Source organism: Burkholderia sp. AU19243 (assembly GCF_018148075.1).
Classification (GTDB): Bacteria; Pseudomonadota; Gammaproteobacteria; order Burkholderiales; family Burkholderiaceae; genus Burkholderia; species Burkholderia latens_A.
The window spans coordinates 115,669-134,318 of record NZ_JAGSTV010000013.1 but is presented as its reverse complement, the minus strand read 5'-3'; the positions used below and the strand labels follow the sequence as shown (position 1 = coordinate 134,318).

General features: G+C 65.2%; 14 protein-coding genes. 7 read left to right on the top strand and 7 right to left on the bottom strand.

Annotated features, from left to right (window positions below; all coding sequences use genetic code 11):
* Window positions 1-186: 186 nt before the first annotated feature.
* The gene (surE, locus tag KDW55_RS22715; RefSeq protein WP_212198044.1) at window positions 187-966 is read left to right on the top strand and encodes a 5'/3'-nucleotidase SurE; all 780 of its coding nucleotides are present in this window, start codon (window positions 187-189) and stop codon (window positions 964-966) included.
* A 149-nt stretch (window positions 967-1,115) separates the two neighbouring features.
* Here surE and KDW55_RS22710 read toward each other — a convergent pair whose 3' ends face one another.
* From KDW55_RS22710 to KDW55_RS22695, 4 genes are all read right to left on the bottom strand, one after another.
* Window positions 1,116-1,937, bottom strand: a complete 822-nt coding sequence (locus KDW55_RS22710; RefSeq protein ID WP_059549010.1) for an SDR family oxidoreductase — start codon at window positions 1,935-1,937, stop codon at window positions 1,116-1,118.
* A gap of 68 nt (window positions 1,938-2,005) precedes the next feature.
* Window positions 2,006-2,473, bottom strand: coding sequence for a cupin domain-containing protein (locus KDW55_RS22705; protein ID WP_069242546.1), 468 nt, complete (start codon window positions 2,471-2,473; stop codon window positions 2,006-2,008).
* 276 nt (window positions 2,474-2,749) lie between these two features.
* On the bottom strand, window positions 2,750-4,102 hold the full coding sequence (locus KDW55_RS22700; protein WP_212198043.1) for a pyridoxal-dependent decarboxylase: 1,353 nt from the start codon (window positions 4,100-4,102) through the stop codon (window positions 2,750-2,752).
* Window positions 4,103-4,122: 20 nt separating this feature from the next.
* Entirely contained in the window at window positions 4,123-4,422 is a 300-nt protein-coding gene (locus KDW55_RS22695) for a helix-turn-helix domain-containing protein (RefSeq protein WP_040139054.1), read from the bottom strand.
* Window positions 4,423-4,631: 209 nt separating this feature from the next.
* Here KDW55_RS22695 and KDW55_RS22690 point away from each other — a divergent pair, with 209 nt between their 5' ends.
* Both KDW55_RS22690 and KDW55_RS22685 read left to right on the top strand, forming a co-directional pair.
* Window positions 4,632-5,636 carry a hypothetical protein gene (locus KDW55_RS22690; protein WP_212161101.1) on the top strand — a complete coding sequence of 335 codons (1,005 nt, stop codon included), beginning with the start codon at window positions 4,632-4,634 and terminating at the stop codon, window positions 5,634-5,636.
* Between the two features lie 213 nt (window positions 5,637-5,849).
* A complete protein-coding gene (locus tag KDW55_RS22685; RefSeq protein ID WP_209822138.1) occupies window positions 5,850-6,659 on the top strand; it encodes a TlpA disulfide reductase family protein in 810 nt (269 codons plus the stop codon).
* A 255-nt stretch (window positions 6,660-6,914) separates the two neighbouring features.
* Here KDW55_RS22685 and KDW55_RS22680 read toward each other — a convergent pair whose 3' ends face one another.
* Window positions 6,915-9,260, bottom strand: a complete 2,346-nt coding sequence (locus KDW55_RS22680; protein WP_212161102.1) for a filamentous hemagglutinin N-terminal domain-containing protein — start codon at window positions 9,258-9,260, stop codon at window positions 6,915-6,917.
* Between the two features lie 105 nt (window positions 9,261-9,365).
* A complete protein-coding gene (locus tag KDW55_RS22675) occupies window positions 9,366-11,036 on the bottom strand; it encodes a ShlB/FhaC/HecB family hemolysin secretion/activation protein (RefSeq protein WP_212161103.1) in 1,671 nt (556 codons plus the stop codon).
* A 1,182-nt stretch (window positions 11,037-12,218) separates the two neighbouring features.
* On the opposite strand from KDW55_RS22675, the gene KDW55_RS22670 reads away from it, so the two are divergent.
* Window positions 12,219-13,097, top strand: coding sequence for a hypothetical protein (locus KDW55_RS22670; RefSeq protein ID WP_212161105.1), 879 nt, complete (start codon window positions 12,219-12,221; stop codon window positions 13,095-13,097).
* Window positions 13,098-13,104: 7 nt separating this feature from the next.
* On the top strand, window positions 13,105-13,230 hold the full coding sequence (locus tag KDW55_RS29655) for a hypothetical protein (RefSeq protein ID WP_282972522.1): 126 nt from the start codon (window positions 13,105-13,107) through the stop codon (window positions 13,228-13,230).
* Between the two features lie 152 nt (window positions 13,231-13,382).
* Here the strand turns inward: KDW55_RS29655 and KDW55_RS22665 are convergent, their stop codons facing one another.
* A complete protein-coding gene (locus KDW55_RS22665; RefSeq protein ID WP_212161106.1) occupies window positions 13,383-14,753 on the bottom strand; it encodes a M23 family metallopeptidase in 1,371 nt (456 codons plus the stop codon).
* Window positions 14,754-15,030: 277 nt separating this feature from the next.
* Between KDW55_RS22665 and KDW55_RS22660 the strand changes: the two genes are divergently transcribed.
* Together KDW55_RS22660 and mqo are read left to right on the top strand one after the other, a co-directional pair.
* Window positions 15,031-15,909, top strand: a complete 879-nt coding sequence (locus KDW55_RS22660) for a mechanosensitive ion channel family protein (RefSeq protein WP_040139047.1) — start codon at window positions 15,031-15,033, stop codon at window positions 15,907-15,909.
* A 778-nt stretch (window positions 15,910-16,687) separates the two neighbouring features.
* Window positions 16,688-18,331 carry a malate dehydrogenase (quinone) gene (mqo, locus tag KDW55_RS22655; protein WP_315854913.1) on the top strand — a complete coding sequence of 548 codons (1,644 nt, stop codon included), beginning with the start codon at window positions 16,688-16,690 and terminating at the stop codon, window positions 18,329-18,331.
* Window positions 18,332-18,650 lie beyond the last annotated feature (319 nt).

Sequence of the window (18,650 nt, the reverse complement as noted above, 5' to 3'; positions counted from 1 at the left end):
GCGCCGCGTGGTCGCTTTCCCGATGGCGGGAACGGGCGCGCGATGCGCCCGTTTTCGCATCTGCGCTTTGCTTTGCTTTGCTTTCCTCGGCTCGGCATGACGACACGCATCGCGACGGAATGCTAGCCTTGCGGGTGTACGCGCGATGCCTTCCCGTGTCATCGCCCATCTGCGAGGATCGTTCCGATGCAAGAAACCCGCCCGCTATTCGACCGTGTCCTGCTCGCCAACGACGACGGATTCGACGCCCCCGGTCTTGAAGTGCTCGAGCAGGTCGCGACAAAACTGGCACGCGAAGTCTGGATCGTCGCGCCGGCGGAAGACCAGAGCGGCACGTCGCATTCGCTGAGCCTGCACGAACCGTTGCGCGTGCATCGCAAGGGCGAGCGGCGCTACGCGGTGCGCGGCACGCCCGGAGACTGCGTCGCGATCGCGGTCAGCCACCTGATGAAGGGCGCTCGGCCCGACATCGTGCTGTCCGGCGTGAATCGTGGCGCGAACCTCGGCACCGAGACGGTATTCTCGGGCACGGTCGGCGCCGCGATGACGAGCATGCTGGTCGGCGTGCCGGCGATCGCGCTAAGCCAGGCGTTCAGCGACCGCAACGCGGTGCCGTGGAATACGGCGCTCACGCACGCGCCGGATGTGATTCGCCGGCTCACGGAGGCCGGCTGGGACGGCGACGCGTGTCTGAACGTGAATTTCCCGGCGCGGCCTGCTGATGACGTGCGCGGGCTGAAGGTGACGAACCAGGGCGCCGGCACGCTGCAAGGCGTCGACATCGTGTCGGGGCGGGATCCGCGCGACATTGAATACCACTGGCTGAAGCTGGCGCGCGCACCGCGTGACGACGATGCGGATTCGGAAACGATGGCGCTCGGCGAAGGCCATATCGCGGTCACGCCGCTGAAGTTCGAACGCACGCACGATCACGCGCTTGCGCGGTTGCGGGCGCGCCTCGGCTGACGTCGAGACGCGGCGATCGAATGGACTCGCCAGGCGATTCTGGCGGCGGGACATGGCACCGTTGCAGCGCGGCTCAGTGGGCCGTCCCGCCCCACCGCATCTTTGGGCCTTAATGCCCCGAAGCTCCGGAAGCCCCCAATGGTCCTCGATCAGGTGAGATTCATCCCACCGTCGAGCATCACAACCTCGCCGGTCACATAATCCGACGCGACGAGCATCGCGACCGTCTGCGCGACGTCGTCCGGAGTCGCCGCGCGGCGCATCGGCGCGCGCTCGCGCCACAGTTGCTGCGCTTCGGTCCAGTCGGCGGTCAGCGGCGTATCGACGAGCCCGGGCGCGACCGCATTGACGCGAATCGCGGGCGCGAGCGTGCGTGCGAGAAGGCGCGTCGTGTGATTGAGCGCAGCCTTGGCCGCTGCATACGGGATCGACGCGCCTTTGGGCCGCACGCCCGCATGCGAGCTGACGTTGATCACGCAGCCTGCGCGCCCGCCCGACGCCGCTTCGAGCAGCGCCGGCTGTGCTTCGGCGACGAGCCGAAACGGCGCGATCACGTTGATCTCATGCATCTCGCGCCATACGTCGGGCGTCGCGGCGGCAAGATCGTCGTGCGGAATCACGCGGCTCACGCCTGCGTTGTTGACCAGCACGTCGAGCCGCCCGTGAACCGCGAGCGCATCGCGAATCAGACGCACGCGCTGCGCGTCGTCGGCGAGATCGGCTTGAACGTACGCCGCACCAAGTTCGCGCGCCATCGCACGACCGGCCGCGGCGGACTGGCGCGAATGCAGGATCACCGCATAGCCGTCCGCCGCCAGGCGCCGCGCGATCGCCGCGCCGATGCCCGACGTCGAGCCGGTGACGAGCGCGACGGGCCGCTGCACGCGCGCCGCGCGCGGCTCTACGGCGGTTTCGGTTTCCGGCTCCGTGTCGGAAACGGGGGCATTCATCGGCGGGTGCGGTGCGTCCATGGCAGGGATCCTGTCGGTGGCATTCCCGCATCATAAGGGCGACGACGATCGATGCGGATACGCGCGCGCTACGGTTGTTTGGGCAGGTCGACGAAATCTTCGAGCTGTCCGGCGATATGAAGCCGCTTGCCGATGCGCGGGTATTCGCACACGTCGTGTTCGAGGCGCTGCCCCATGATCAGCAATTCGAGCGGTGCATCGCCCGTATTCTCGAGCACATGCGCTTCGCCGCCGCGTGCGAAGCCGAGAAAATCTCCGGCTCCGACGTCGTGACGACGTTCGCCGATCGTGACCGTACCGGTGCCGGACAGCACGTACACACATTCTTCTTCGTACAGGTGCCGGTGATATTCGGACGATTCGTGACCGGGCATCAGCGTGAGCAGGTGCACGCCGATTTGTGTGAGACCGGTCGGCTCGCCGAGCTGTCGTTTGAGGCGAACGGCATTGGGATTCAGCGAATGCACCGCGCGCGCCGGTGTCATTTTCGCGATGTCGGCAGCTTTCAGCAGTTCCCGGGGAGGTGTCGTGGACATGGGGACCTCGTCAGCGTGAATGCAGCGGTTGGACGCGCCGCCCCGACTCGCGCGGCGCGCATGCGGCGCCATTGTCCGACATTTTCATGCGGACGCGGAAGCCGGCGAGGCGCGGCGGCGTGCGTCGACGCGCGCCGTTGCCGCACGCAACCGCGCCGGCAGGCTATCCAGCGCCGGCGCGTGCGCTGCGCGAGGTAATTCCGATGGGCGTGCTCGAAGGCCGCAATGACCAAGACCGGCGCTGCACCGGACGGCAGCAAGCAATGCCGATGCCAGTCAGCCCACGTGCACGCCGCGCAGCGTCGTCAGCAACGCGACGAGGCGATCGATGTGTGCGTCTTCGGTGCGCCACGACGACACGCTGATCCTGAACGCAGGCCGCCCCTGCCACACGGTCTGCCCGAACCACACGTCGCCCGAATCCTGCGCGGACTGAAGGATCGCGATCGTCTCTTCGTCGGTCCCGGCACGCACGAGCGCCTGGTTCAGCACGACACGATTCAGCACCTCGTAGCCGGCTGCGCGCAGGCCGTCCGCGACCCGCTGCGCTTGGGCGCAATGCCGCTCGACCATCGTCGCCACGCCCGCGCGACCGAGCGCACGCAGCGCGGCCCACACCGGAATGCCGCGCGCGCGCCGCGAGAATTCGAGGTTCAGGTTCTTTTGCGCATCGTGCGCGCCGCTCAAGTACACCGCATCGCTGTTCATCGCGGTCGCGAGCGCGGCCGCGTCGCGGCAGATCACCATCGCGCCGTCGTACGGCGTGTTGAGCAACTTGTGGCCGTCGGTGGTCCAGCTGTCCGCGCCGTCGACACCGTCGGTCAGCGCGCGCTTTGACGATGCGCGCGCCCACAATCCGAACGCGCCGTCCACGTGCACCCATGCACCGGCGGCTTGTGCAACCGGAATCAGCGCCGCGAACGGATCGAATTCGCCGGTGTTCACTTCGCCGGCCTGCACGCACAGGATCGTCATGTCGTCGAGCGGCGGCAGTTGCGCGGGATCGATGCGGCCATGCGCGTCGACCGGTGCGACGATCAGGCGCTTCATCCCGAAGCCGAGCACGCGCAGCGCCTTCTTCACGGTGACGTGCGCGAGTTCGGACAGCACGACCTTGACCTCGGGTGCACCGGTCAGCCCGTCCTCGTCGACGTCCCAGCCCTTGCGCCCGAGCAGCGCACGCCGCGCGGCGACCAGCGCGACGAGCGTGCAGGCCGTCGCGCTCGTGCCGAAGCCGACTGCGCTGCCTTCGGGCAATCCGAGCACGTCGACGACCCAGCGCGCGGCCTGCCGCTCGATCGTCGCGGCCACCGGCGAATTCGCGAACGACGACGCGCACTGGTCCCACGCGAGCATCAGCCGCTCGGCCGCGGCAGCAGCCGGCAGCGTCGCGCCGATCACGAAGCCGAAGTAGTTCGGGCCGTTCGATGCGACGGTTGCGGGCGTGCCTTTGTCATCGAGCAGGCGCAGCACGTCGTCGGCCGGGCGGCCCGTATCGGGCAGCGGCTCGTCGAACGCTGTCAGACCGGCGAGCGCGGCCGCATCCGGATATGCGCGTCGTTCGTTCGTCGCGGCGAGATACGCGTGCGCGCGCCGGTCGGCGTCGGCCAGCAGGGCGAGTTCATCCATGTCGATTGCCTCGGTGAAGGTCAGAGTTGCAGGAGATCGCGGCCCAACCGATGCAGCGCGTCGTCGATCCGCTTGTAGTACGTGAACTTGCCGACACGCGTCGCCCGCACGAGCCCCGCATCCGCGAGGATGCGCATGTGGCGCGTGGTCGTCGCCGGCGCGATGCCGAGCTTCTCGGTGATATATGTGCAGCACACGCCGAGTTCGTCGAAGTCGCCGTGCGGCTGCGGCGGGAAATGCTTGCGCGGCTGCTTGAGCCAGCGCATCACGGCCAGCCGGCTTTCGTTCGCGAGTGCGCTGATGCGGGTGACGTCGTCCATGGAATCGGCCTCGGTTTACGTTTTGAATATTAGCTAAATGACGAAATGTAGACAACGGGTTCGCCGAGGGATGCTTGCATTCGATCGCGAATCAAGATTTCGCGACGTCCGGGTCTGCGCAACTCGCGATATCGGTTGCAACATCCTAAAGTGACGAGAAACGGCCTGCGTCGCCGTTCGCGATACGCACCCGATTCCGAGGTACCTCCATGCCGAGTATTGTCGCGGATTCCGCCCAGTTTCCCCCGAGCCCCGTCGCCGCCGAGACGCGGACGGTGCACGATGTTGCCACGTTCCGGCCGTCCGACTATCGCTCGGCGGACGGTGCGTCGTGGGTCATCGCGACCATCAAGCCGGCCGCAGACAGCGGCGCGAATGTGATCGGCCCCACCTACTTCAATACCGCGCAACAGCGGACCGTCGCGATACCGGACGCGCGCCGCCGCTACGCGAACCGCGGCACGTGGCAGGTCGTCGCGAGTTCGAGCCCGTCGGTGCCGCCCACCGGCCGCTACGACTGGCTGACGCTCGCATGGCTGCCGATCAACCGGCGGCCGGTGCCGCAGACGCCCGAGCATCTGTATTCGCCGTTCATCCATGGCGGTACGATCATCTACCGATGGAATCCGGACGCCCGGGGCGGCGAGCAGTTCGGCAACGTGCGAATGATTTATCCCGAATGGACACAGCACGTCGCGGACGTGCTGCGGTCCCCGGCCGGCGACGAGTCGGAGGCAGCACCCGCTTCGCCCGCGTCGGCGCTCGATCGCGTGAAGGCGGAACGCAATCCGATGGCCGCCGTGCTCGACTTCGGCGCCGCGCTGCAACAGGAACCGGCCGACCGGATCGCCGCGCGCCTGCCGGCGTTGCTGCGCGCGGAGGACTTGCACGAGGTATCGGCGATCGTGTTCCAGTGCTTCGCCGCATCGCGAGAAGCGGATCGGCCGCGCTTCGTCGAAGCGATCAACGGATCGATCCTGTCGATCGACGATGCTGCACGTCTGCTCGCGATCGCGTACGGCGCGTTCGCGGCCGGCAAAGCGAAGCCGCGTCCGTTCAGCGATGCCGCGCAGGCAGCGCGCATCCGCGACGTGTTCGCTGCGTTGAAGCAACGCACGTCGGCGCTGGGCGTACCGGTTGAGGAAGGTACGCCGTGGTACGAGTTCTTCACCGCATACCGGCTCGGCGGTACGGAATCCGACAACGGACGTTAATCGCCCATCGATCGCCGGTGCCGGCGCAGCAACGCGCTGCGGTACGGGCCATGCACTCGGCGGGCCGGAAGCACAATCGCAGTCGGTCGACGCTGCTGAGCGACATTACCGCCGACGCGGGAACCCCGCCCATGCCGTCGGGTCGAAACGCGACACCGTACGTCGGCGGTTCCGTTTTCGCCGCTCTTCCTTCCCTCTTCGCACTCTCGCTTCATGTTGAGCCTCGGCCCGTTCTCGATCCGCGTCATCGCGGTAGCTGTCGCCGCGTTGCTGGCGTGGCTCGTCGCGCGTTTCATCCAGCGCAAACCGCCCAACGACCAGCCCAAGACCGCATCGAGCCTGATCCTCGACGTGCTGCTGCTCGGGTTGATCGCAGCGCGCGCAAGTTACGTCGTGCAATGGTGGCGCGACTATGCGTCCGCGCCGCGCTCGATCATTGCGTTCGGCGACGGCGGCTTCGACTGGCGTATCGGCATCGTGGCCGCGCTCATGTTCGCGGCGTGGCGGCTGCGTCGCTTGCCGGCGCTACGCAAGCCTGTGGCAGCAGGCATCGTCGCGGGGCTCGCGGCGTGGGGCATCGCGCAAGGCACGCTCGCCACGCTGCAACGTAACGCACTGCCGTTCACCGCAATGCAGCTCGAGACGCTCGATGCGACGCCCGTGCTGCCGCAGCGCTTCGCCGGCAAGCCGGTCGTCGTGAACCTGTGGGCGACGTGGTGCGCGCCGTGCCGGCGCGAGATGCCGATTCTCGAACAGGCGCAGCGTGATCGTCCGGATCTTGCGGTGCTGATGCTCAACCAGGGTGAAAACGCGCAAACCGTGCGTGCGTTCCTCGAACGACAGGGACTGCAGTTCGACAACGTTCTGCTCGATCCGTCACTGCGCGCGATGCACGCATACGGATCTCGCGGGCTGCCCACGACGCTGTTCTTCAATGCGAAGGGCGAACTCGTCGAGTCGCACATGGGCGAGCTGAGTGCCGCCCGGCTCCGGGACACGCTAGGCGAACTCGTCCGCCGTTAAGCTCCCCTGACGAGCATTGCCTTCCCGCGGCCGCAGGGAGCGCCACCGAACCCGGCGTCGATGGCGCTCGTGAACTCAGCCGTAGCCGCCCCGGCGTGCGGGGAACATCGTCGTGTACAGCGCCCGCCTGCTCACGAACAATCACCCACACGCTGGAGCGAAATGTCAGCGATATCGATTGCCTATTGATCGACGGTGTCCGGCCCGCCTGACATCAGCAGGCCCGACACGATCAGACAATACCCGTGCGCTGAGTTATACGCGCCCCCACCCGAATACAGACGCAAAGAACATCATCGGGTTGTACATCCACGGCATCGATGCGTAAACCGATGCCATGATCTGATGCACCGGCACGAAATAGAACGGCGGCGGCGCGACTTGCTGGACCGGCTGAATCGGCCGGAACGGCTTGTTGGCGGCCTGCTGCGTCGCTTCCTGCTCAACCGGCTTGTTCGCAACCTGCTGCGTCGCTGCCTGCTCAACCGGCTTGTCCGCAACCTGCTGCGTCGTTGCCTGCTCGACCGGCTTATCGGCCACCTGCTGCGTCGCTGCCTGCTCGACTGGCTTGTTGGCAACCTGCTGCGTCGTTGCCTGCTCGACCGGCTTATCGGCCACCTGCTGCGTCGCTGCCTGCTCGACTGGCTTGTTGGCAACCTGCTGCTGCGTCGCGGCCTGCTCAACCGGCTTGTCCGCAACCTGCTGCGTCGTTGCCTGCTCGACCGGCTTGTCGACAACCGGTGCAACGACCGAGCTCTCGGGCTTCGATTGAGCGAGTTCCGCGATCGCCACCGGTTCCGCCGGCTTTACCGCCGGAGCTGCAGGCTGGGTCGGCGCGATGACGACCGGCGGCGCAGCTACCGGAGTCGAGTCGACCAATGTATCGACTTTCGCGTACCTCTCGATCTGACCGTGGTTCGACAGCCCGCCGTACACGGCAAGCGCACCGCCCGCACTGACGCGGCCGGACGCCGAGTTGCTCAGTCCGCGATACACGGTGATCGATTTTTCGGTGCGAATCTTGCCGCTATTGGTGACGTTCCCGTATGCCGTCACCGCATCCGCGTGAAACGTACCGTCGTTGTTGACAGTGCCGTATGTCGTAGCGCTTCCCGAGATTGCGACGCTGCCGCCTTTGGCAACATCGAGCCCGTCATAGATCGCGGCCGAGCCGGCCCGGATCTTCCCTTCACTCTTCACATCGCCATAGGTCGACAGCGCATCGGACGCGATCAGTTGCCCGTCCGAGCCGATCTGTGCACCACCGTGAACCGAGACCGATTGCCCACGTACCACGCCGTCATTCTTGGACAATCCGCCGTACACCGACAGATCGCGCCGCGCCGCGAGCGACGCACCCGACGCGACGGTTGCGCCCCCATGAACCGAGACCGTATCGGCGGTCAGCTCTCCTCCGTTCGACAGCCCGCCGACAATCGTCATCCCGCCATTCTTTGCGGTGCCGACAGTATTGTCGAAGGTCATCGTCTGGCCATGCGAGCCGCCGGAGCCGCCGATTTCTGCGTTGGCACCGGATTGTTGCTGCACCACGGTAACGTCGTGGCTGCCGGGGGCGACATTTGCGCCGGATTGATGCTGAACGATGGTGACGCCATCACCGCCCGAGTTTGCGTTCGGACCGGACTGAATCTGCGTAACCGAGACGCCGGACACGTTCGACCCGATATTCGCACCGGACTGAGTTTGCGTGAACACCTTCCCGCTCGCATCGAGAGCGGGCAGGCCCGCCACGACGTCGATCTTCCCGTCGACGTTCACGCCGACGCCCTTCGCCGCGCCAACCAATGTGATCGCGTTCGCGTGCATGCTGCCGAGCCGCGCGACGTCGATCGCAATCTCCGGCGTGTCGGTGCCGGAGGCATTCCGGCGATAGGCAATGGTGTCGCCGTCGACCTTCACGTTGCCGTCCAGCGCGACCCCAACGAGCTTCTTCGCCCTCGCGTCGGCATTGATACGCAGCGAGCGCGCGACCAGATCGACGTCGGTATCCGCCGCATCGAGCCCCTTGCCTTCGACCACGAGGCGACCGCGCGTTTCGAAGCTCGCGATGCCGCCATCCTGATCGAACACCGGCTTGCCGGCCACGAGCGTCGCGCGAGTTGCATTGATGAACCCGGCGCCGTCTGCCACGAGGCCGTTCGGATTGGCGACGATGAGCCGGGCCGCCTGCCCGGCGATTTCCGTCGCGCCGTTGAGTCGCGACACCTGGCCGCCGGTCACCTCGTTCAGAATGATCCGGGCGGGTGCGCCGCCGAGTTGCGCGTTGCCGGCGATCGTACCCGCGAGTTGCGTATGAACCGACGTGGCACTGTTGTTCAGAATCAGCCCATTCGCGCCGACGTTGTAATCGGTGAAACGGTTATGCGACAAACCGGCTGCATTCGGCGCGGTGATGTTGACGACCGGCGTCCCGCCGACCGCCGTGATGCCCGGCTGTGCGGCGGCACCGGCATCCGGGCGCAGGACAGCCTGACCGTGCGCAGCCAGCGCAGGCATCATCAGCGCAAGCGCGCCCGCCAGTGCCGTACGTCGGGGCAACGCGCGCCGATACGTGAATTGATGGGTGACAGTGTGTTTCATGGTGCTTCTCCATAGCGTTTGTGGTGTGGCGCGACTGCGCGCCGGCCGAGGGATGACGCGAGCTACATGGGGGCCTCCGTGAGTAAGTCGCCGTTCGCGACGGCGTCAGAAACGACTGGTGAGTTGCACGTCCAGCGTCGGCGACGCGGTGTGCAACCGCGCCGGCTTGCGCAGCGGCACACCGAGCGCGACGTCGAATCCGAAGCTGCGATAGCTGCCACGCACGCCGAGCGCGGCACCCGCAAGCACGCAGCGCTCCCCGTACGCATCGCACGACACGCCGCCCGCATCGAGCGCCGCATACACTTCCTGGCCGCGAAGCCCGGTCGCCAGTTCGTTCCGAACCAGCCATCCGCTTTTGCCGCTCGGCGCGGAGTTGCCATCGAATCCGCGGACCGTGTAGCGGCCGCCGATCTGCATGAATTCCGTAGACGGCGTAGCGCTCGGCGCGTGCTGAATGCGCAGCGTTCCGCGATAGCCGTAGCGGCGCGTGCCGACCGAAAAAACCGTGTCGAGGCCGCCGTCGACCGTGAAGACCCGATAGCGCCCGTCCCATTGCGCGCGGTCCTTCACATAGCCGGGAAAGCGGCTGAAGGCCGGCAGACTGCCGCGCACGCCGATGGCGGCGTCGAGCGTCGCGTTCGCGAACTTCTCGCGATGCGCAGCCGAAAAGTCGTAGGTCACGAGGTCATGCTTCAGGACCAGAAGCTCCGAGCCGTCGAACCACGCGCGATCGTCCCGGCGCGCGAGCCTGAGGCGCAGCGTCGACTTGCCATGGCTCGACCGGTACGGGACGTAGCCGATCGCGGCCTCGATGCGCCTGGTCCGATTCGCGTAGACGAGACCGCCCAGGTCGTCGAGCGGCTGGCGGCTGGTCCATTCACTCGCGCCGACCGCGAACGACGCATAGCCGATCGGGACGTTCCATGCGACGCTTTTGGATTGCGCGCCGCGCGTCTTGTCGCGGAACGCGGCGTCGGTGTTGTAGGTGACGAGCAGTTGGTCGTACAGATGCAACGGCGAGTCGAGCGACAGGATCACACCGAGCTGGTTGCGGCCGGTTGCATCGAGTCCCGCGTTGTCGGCGGTCGCGACGACGCGCATGCGTCGCGCGTCGGCCGGATGCCGGACGACGATATCGGTGTCGCCGAGCGTTGCGCCCGGCACCAGATCGAACGCCGTGGCCGCCTGGCCGGGCAGGCGCCGTACGTTCTCGAGCGCCTGGTCGAGGTCGCGCACGTTCAGCCGCCCACGCGGTCCATGTGGAAAGAGCAATGGAGTCCAGCCGATGCGTGCGGCATCGTCCCGTATCTCGCCGATGCGGCCCGGCAGGATGTCGACGACAAGCTGACCGCGCGACAGATCCTGTGCCGGCAGACTGGCGAGCGACGTAACGTAACCGTGCGCGGCGAGTTGCCGGTTGGCCCATTCACGCAGCATGCGCAGGCCTTGTTGGCCAATGCACTGGCCTTCGACGCCGGCACCCGACGCCAACCACGGGAACGCGTCCGCGCCGCGCCATTCGACGGTGCGGATCGTGAAGCACGGCTGCTCGGCGGGAAGATTCAGACGGCCGGACGCGCCCGTCGTGGGTGCCGACAAGACGTCGGGCTGCCGGAGATACTGCTGCTGCAGTTGATCGAGTTGCTGCTCCTGGCCGCGGTTCGCGACGGGAGGCCGTGCGCCCGGACTCGCAGGCTGAGCGTGGATGGCCAAGCTGAACCACAACAGGTTCGCGGCACACAGGGTGCGCGCCGCGCGGATCGAGAGAAACATTCCGAATACGTCTACGTGCTGGTACAACGGGAAGGAAAGGTGTCGATGGATCCGCCACCCCGTCACGCGTGCCTGGCATACGATCCGCGACCCGTGTTGCTGATTCGCCGAGCACCGGGTGAACGATCTGAAAACGTCTCACGGTGGCAGCCGTTTTTTACGGTCCGACCATCCGCCGATGGGGCGAATTTTATTTTCCAATTCTAACGATTTGGCCTATGCGCGAATATGGGACAACGACTCGAAAATTTATTGATTAATAGAACTCGTATTATGTTTTTTCTTTTTTTAATATTTCTTTCGTTCGTGTCCTATGCAACCGCGAGCAATACTCGAGCGAGGTCGACCGCTACCGCGTTCGACGTTTCGAAGTGCGGTTACTTCTGCTGACTCCGCTCGCAGGCGAACAGGTAACCCAAGAACCGTCGCAATCAGCGAACGGCGACCCAGGCCATGCGCCTGGACCAACGTCGAAATTCACGCGTGCAGCAAAGCGGGCCCATAAGCTCGATCGGGCTGTTGCGGCGCTGGATTGACGGTCCCGGCGCTGCGATCCGCAAATTTGCCGCCGCCAATCGCCGCCCGGCCGATCAGGTGGTGTCAACTGGCAGACAGGTGCTATCAATACCGCGTCGCGCTGATGGCGCCCTCGTCGCGACACACACCGCTCGCTTGAGTCACGCGGCACGTCGCAACAGCTTCGCATGACCTGTAGCTCACATCCCCGCTCCGCCGCATCACCGCCGATCCTTTTTTGCAGATTTGAGACTTGTCATATTAGAAAATCAACATACGTACGTTTAATTACTTTTTTGCAACATTAATTAAAAGATAATTAGCGATATATCTACTTTTTTATCACCCATACAGACATCAAGGCAAATATCGACTATTGCGTTGAATATTAACCACACTCATGCAATACTTAATTTAAGAACCGACCTCGTCGATCCGCTTACATTAGTAGTACATATCTGCAAAAACACGGAATTGATTACCCGCGGCACGTACGGTTTAGAGTTCGATGCGCCAACGCTCACCTGTCGGCGCGCGTTCCGCCGATCCAGCATTCGGCTCGCAACCGGGGGCGCCCCGCCGCAAGCCTTGAGCGAACAATCAGGGCGCGGCACCGGCCGATGACACTTCGAATACGGAACGACCAAACTCGGAAAGAGACTTGATATGGATGCACAACTGCACGATCAATTTAACTGCGTTGTACGAACGGTGTTTGTCGGCGCGGCCCTTTCGATGGCTTCTCAGACCGCGTGGTCCAAGTGCATGTTCAGCACGCTCGGGGAGACCGTTTCATTCGCTGAGTGGCAGCTCCCGCGAGACAAATTTGTGGGAACGTCTCAAAAGAAAACTCTGCCGACACAGACCGTCATTTGTGGCTATGGGTACATCAAGACAGCTGCACGCGTTGTGGGCGGCACGCTCGCGCCGGGCTATACCAATGTCTACGAGACTGGAATAAAGGGATTAGGCATCCGGTTCCATGGCTTCGTACCTACCCCGTCGCCGAGACCATTCGAGCCAGACCTGTGGGGGACCACACTTGTCGCGCCGTTTTCCCGGACAATCGACGCAGGATGGCCATTCACGAATAAATTCAGGACGGCGGCCGAACTTGTCGTGATCGGCTCGCTTGGAACAGGCACAGTCGCGAATCTCCCATATATGTCGGTTCAGATGGAGGCGGATCCTGGCGAGCCGATAGCGACATACGAACTGCGTGTCGATCCGCCAATCAAGATCGAAGCGCAGGCCTGCAGGGTTGCCACTCCCGACGTGAACGTGACGATACCCAGAGGCGTCACGTACTTGCTCGATGGGCCAGGGTCCTCGGCTGGCGCCACGGGATTCAATATCGTGCTCGACAACTGCCCGGCAGGACTGGCCGTGCATGCGACATTCGCCGATGCAAGCAACCCCGCGAACCGCTCGGACATACTTTCGCTCGCGCCCGAATCGACCGCCTCCGGCCCTCGGTTACCAAGTGTTTTTCCGATCGAAGGCCGTCCGTTACGGCCCCGACACGTCAGCGGCAGGCGCGGATAACCAGTTCATGATCACCGATTCCGCGACGCCGTCGATTACCGTGCCGCTGGCGGCCAAATACGTGAAGACGTCGAACGATGTCCAACCCGGCACGGCAATCGGCCGGATTTTCTTCAACATGTCCTATCAATGACGAGACGTCCGTGCTTCGTTGGATCCGCACTTGTGATCATTCAGCGCCGAGCCATGCATGACGGTATTCACGCACCACATTTGACCCAGCGGGAGTTGAGCTGAAGCGAAATGCTTGTAGTCGATTCGATCCGGCATCGTCCGGAGGCCTGCTCAGCCCGAATCCGATGCAGAGCGCTTCGCCATTGCAACGGGCTGCGACCGGACCGCCGACGCCAGTTGCGTGCGCGCATCACGGGCCACCCGGTTGAACGCCACACGCTGCGCGCCCTTCAGCTTCGTGGCTTGGGCTGCTTGCACGAGTTTGATCGGATCGACCAGGCGCGCATGCCGGCGAACCTCGAAGTGCAGGTGCGGGCCAGTGGCGCTGCCCGTGCTACCGACCGCGCCGACGCGTTGACCACGCACGACGCGCGCGCCGGTTCGCAGTGTCGGCTCGAATGCCGACAAGTGCGCGTAGTACGACGTGTAACCGCCGTCATGGCGAATCACCACGTACTTGCCGTAGCCGCGCGGCTCGGTACCGATGAACGTCACGACACCGCGCTCCGACGCACGAACCGCACGGCCCGCCGGCGCCGCGAGATCGACGCCCGAATGCACGTGACGCGAACCGCTCACCGGATGCACGCGTGCGCCGAACCGGGAACTGATACGCGTCGCGGCGACCGGCATCGCGAAGCGCGAACCGGCGAGCGGCATGCCGTCAAGATCGTAATAGGCGCCCGGCGATCCGGGATGAGCGGCGAACCACACGGCCGTGACCCGCTGGCCGCGAAAGCGGATGTCGAGCGCCGTCACGCGCACGCGGCCCGGCCGCTTGGCATCACGGTTTGCCTCGAATGCCACGCGGAAAGTGTCGCCGTCCGTGCCGCGCTGCTTCGGATCCATCCGGCCGGCCAGCACACGTACGATCTGTGCGGCGACGCCGGCCGGCAGATCGGCACGCGCCAGCGAAGCGCGCAGACTGCCGACGATCGCTCCGGCGTACGCGCCGCGATCCGGCTGCGGCAACGTGAACGGCTCCGCGGATGCCAGATCGGTCGCAGCTTGCGAGAACACCTGCTTTGAACCCGTCGCGGGCAATGCAGACGCCAGCCCGTAGTCGAACCGCGACGCATAGCCGCGTTCGACCGCATCGCGCGCGGTATCGCACAGCACGCGATATGCAATGCAAGCACCGAAACGCATCGCCGGAGCATCGTGCTCGCCGCGTGCGGGCACGTTCAACGCATGCGACACATATGCGATGTCGAGCGGCACGGCGGACGATGCATGCAGGCCGCCCCACGTCGTGCGCGCGGAATTGAAGAAAGGCACGTCGCCAAGGTCGGGGGCTTCCGTCGTCGCGGGCGCCACATGCGCGGCATCGTGAAACGCCAGTGCTGCCGCCTGCGCACCGGCCACGCAGGCGGCCGTGACAATCCCGCACAGTAACGCAGCGTGTATCGGGAAACGGCGAACGCCGCGTGATGCGGGGTGACCTTGCTCGCGTGCGACACGGAAACGCAGGTCTGACCGCATGACGTCGTCACTCGCTATTCAATGAAAATCAAAAAAACCGGATATCGCTGACGATCGATCGTCGCGGTCCGGCTACACGAAAGCGAGTGTATCGGCGTGGCTGCAACGGATGAATAGGACGTGTCTGATTTGATTTCAAAGCGATCTAATACCCGTACCAAATCAACTCAGCCCGAACGCGATGCATTGGCGCAATAGCCGCCGTGCCGTGTACAGTCGAGGGTTGCCGGTATGCGACACGTGCCGAGCTCCGTATCTCCAAAACCGAAATCCCGTCATGTTCTCCGACACTCTTCATCCGGAACGCTGGACGTTCCTGTGGAACGCGTTGTCCACCCTCTCCGTCAAGCTGTCCGCCGCGGTGGCGCTCCTCGTCGCCGGCTGGTGGCTGTCGAAACGTATCGGCAACTGGCTCAACCGGCTGCTCTCGAACAAGGAGCGCGTCGACGATACGCTGCGGCCGATCCTCTGCGACGTCGCCGTGTGGGGCATCCGCATCGTCGCGATCGTCGGTGCGCTGTCGCAGCTCGGCATCGAAACTGCCAGCATCGTCGCGGTGCTCGGCGCGGCCGGCCTCGCCATCGGGCTCGCGCTCCAGGGCACGATGCAGAACATCGCGGCCGGCATCATGCTGTTGCTGCTGCGGCCGTTCAAGGTCGGCGACTACATCGACGGCAGTACGGGCGTCGCGGGCACCGTCGAAGAGGTCGGCCTCTTCATGACGCGGCTGACGAAGCCGGACGGCATCTGCGAATACGTGCCGAACAGCGCGCTGTGGGGCAGCCCAATCCGCAACTACACGCGCAACACGACGCGCCGTCTCGATCTCGAAGTGGAAGTGTCGGTGCACGACGACATCGACCGCGCACTGGACGCACTGCGTGCGCTGGCCGAAGCCGATCCCGACGTGCTGAAGGATCCCGCCCCGGACGTGATGGTGATGCGCTTCGACGACAGCACCGCAATCGCCAACATGCGCGTGTGGACGCACACCGACAAGTTCTGGGCGATGCGCTGGCGCCTCGCGCGCCAGGTGCGCAAGACGCTCGACGATGCGAATTGCGCGCTACCCATCCGCACGCGCGAACTGCATATCGTGCACGAAGCCGAACCACAGATACGGCTCGGCAATCCGCGCCGCACGACGGCATCGTAACGGCACCGCGCACGGCCGCGCGGCATCGCGTTGCTGTACTCGGGCCTGCGCCGTTATATCGCGACGATAATCACGCAGCGCATTGTCGCCGGTCTGTACGTGAACACCGAGATTGCTCCGTGCGCCGTAAAGCACCTTCCGCCGAGCGCACCGCGCTGATGAGGGCCGTCGGAAACGCGGTCCGCCGATATCTTTGCTTTTCGCTTATTCGTTTCATACGACGCTCGCGGCATGCGCCAAACGGCGAATTGGCGCTCAGCTCGCTCCTTCGGTACATCCGTTGTCTTAGCTGCCACGGGCTGGCGCACGCCGAGCGTGTGCTTTCGCACCGCAGCGCTTTCCTCGCCGTTTTTCCCGTTCCGCGCTCCGTCGTTCCGGGTTTCCGGACACGCAAAAACCCCACGAAAACAAGGATATTGCGCGCGTGCGACACGGCTTTCGAGTTCGGTTATATTACGCGCCCCTTGCCGTCCCGCTCCCGCCAGACGCATCGCGCGCGGCCCATGTCGACTTCGGCTGAAATGCCGCCCGGCGAAGCTTGCCGCGCGGGCCGGAACGCGTTGCCCGCGACCGCGGTGCACGCATCCGCATGACCGCACGGAGCCGATCCGAAGGTGTCCTTCGCAACGGCGTCCCGTGCGCAAATGCGACGGTGCACGCGACCGATCCGGAATTCCGGATTCGCGGTCCGGATCTCCGGATACCGAAACCGGTCGCGATTCGGCACGTCCGGACGAGATGGCAAACCGATGCATCCAAGTTGAAAAAGGGATCTGCTGTGATCAAAACGTTACGGGTAATACTGTCGGCGATTGCGCTGTGCGTCGCCGCGTCGTCCGCGCACGCCGCCGATACGAAGAAGGTCGACGTCCTGCTGGTGGGCGGCGGCATCATGAGCTCGACGCTCGGCGTGTGGCTGCACGAGCTTCAGCCCGACTGGTCGATGACGATGGTCGAGCGCCTTGACGGCGTCGCGCTGGAAAGCTCGAACGGCTGGAACAACGCCGGCACCGGCCACTCGGCGCTCGCGGAACTGAACTACACGCCGGAGAAAGCGGATGGCAAGATCGACATCTCCAAGGCGATCGAGATCAACGAGTCGTTCCAGATCTCGCGCCAATTCTGGGCATGGCAGGTCCGCCAGGGCGTGCTGAAGAACCCGCGCTCGTTCATCAACTCGACGCCGCACATGAGCTTCGTGTGGGGCGACGACAACGTCCGCTTCCTGAAGAAGCGCTACGACGCGCTGCAGGCGAGCCCGCTGTTCCGCGGAATGCAGTATTCGGAAGATTACGACCAGATCAGGCAGTGGGTGCCGCTGATGATGGAAGGCCGCGACCGTTCGCAGAAGGTCGCCGCCACGTGGACGCCGATCGGCACCGACGTGAACTTCGGCGAGATCACGCGCCAGTTCGTCGGTTACCTGAAGACGCAGCCGAACTTCACGCTGTCGCTGTCGAGCGAAGTGCGCGAGATCGCGCGCAACGCGGATGGCACGTGGCATGTGTCGTGGGTCAAGCTGCATTCCGACGAACCGCCGCAGGCCGTCGACGCGAAGTTCGTGTTCATCGGCGCAGGCGGCGGTGCGCTGCACCTGCTGCAGGCGTCGGGCATCCCCGAGGCGAAGGACTACGGCGCGTTCCCGGTCGGCGGCTCGTTTCTCGTCACCGACAACCCCGAGGTCGTGAAGCGGCACCTCGCGAAGGCGTACGGCAAGGCGTCGGTCGGCTCGCCGCCGATGTCGGTGCCGCACCTCGACACGCGGATTATCGACGGCAAGAAGATCATCCTGTTCGGGCCGTTCGCGACGTTCTCGACCAAGTTCCTGAAGAACGGCTCGTACTTCGACCTCGCGAAGAGTACGAACCTGCACAACGTCGCGCCGATGATGCGCGTGGGCGTTGACGAATTCCCGCTCGTCCAGTATCTGGCCGGCCAGTTGATGCTGTCCGACGACGACCGCTTCAACGCGCTGAAGGAATACTTCCCGGATGCGAAGAAGGAAGACTGGCGCCTGTGGCAGGCCGGCCAGCGCGTGCAGATCATCAAGCGCGACCCGAAGAAGGGCGGCGTGCTGAAGCTCGGCACCGAGATCGTCAGCTCGCAGGACGGCAGCATCGCGGGGCTGCTCGGCGCATCGCCGGGTGCGTCGACGGCGGCGCCGATCATGCTGAACCTGATGCAGAAGGTGTTCAAGGACAAGGTCGCGACGCCCGAATGGCAGCAGAAGATCCGCCAGATCGTGCCGAGCTACGGCACGAAGCTGAACGACAGCCCGGCGAAGGTCGTCGAGGAATGGACCTACACGAGCGACGTGCTGCAGTTGTCGCCGCCGCCGAAGATCGACCTGACGGCGCCGTCGCAGGCGACGGGCGGCGCGCCGGCGCGACCCGCGAAGGCATCGGCCGACATGGCGCTGTAACGGATCCGGCTGCGTTTCGCCGCATCGGACGGCCGCCCTTCGGGGCGGCCGTTTTTCATGGCGAATGCGTGCGGCGCCGCACGCAGCCGGTCGCGGCGCCCCCACCGGCTGCACACGGACGTTCGTGCGCAGCCGGTCCGCGCACCGTGCCGCCCACTGGCGCCCCCCGCATCCGCTAGAATTGCGGGCACGCGCGACGCCGTCGCCACCCGATCCACCATCCGCATCGCCGCGGTCCACGCGACCGCCGGTGCGGCCCGCGCCCGAGCCGCGCGAGCGCCGCGCCTCGCTGCCGCGCCCGCCGGGCGCGCCACCAACC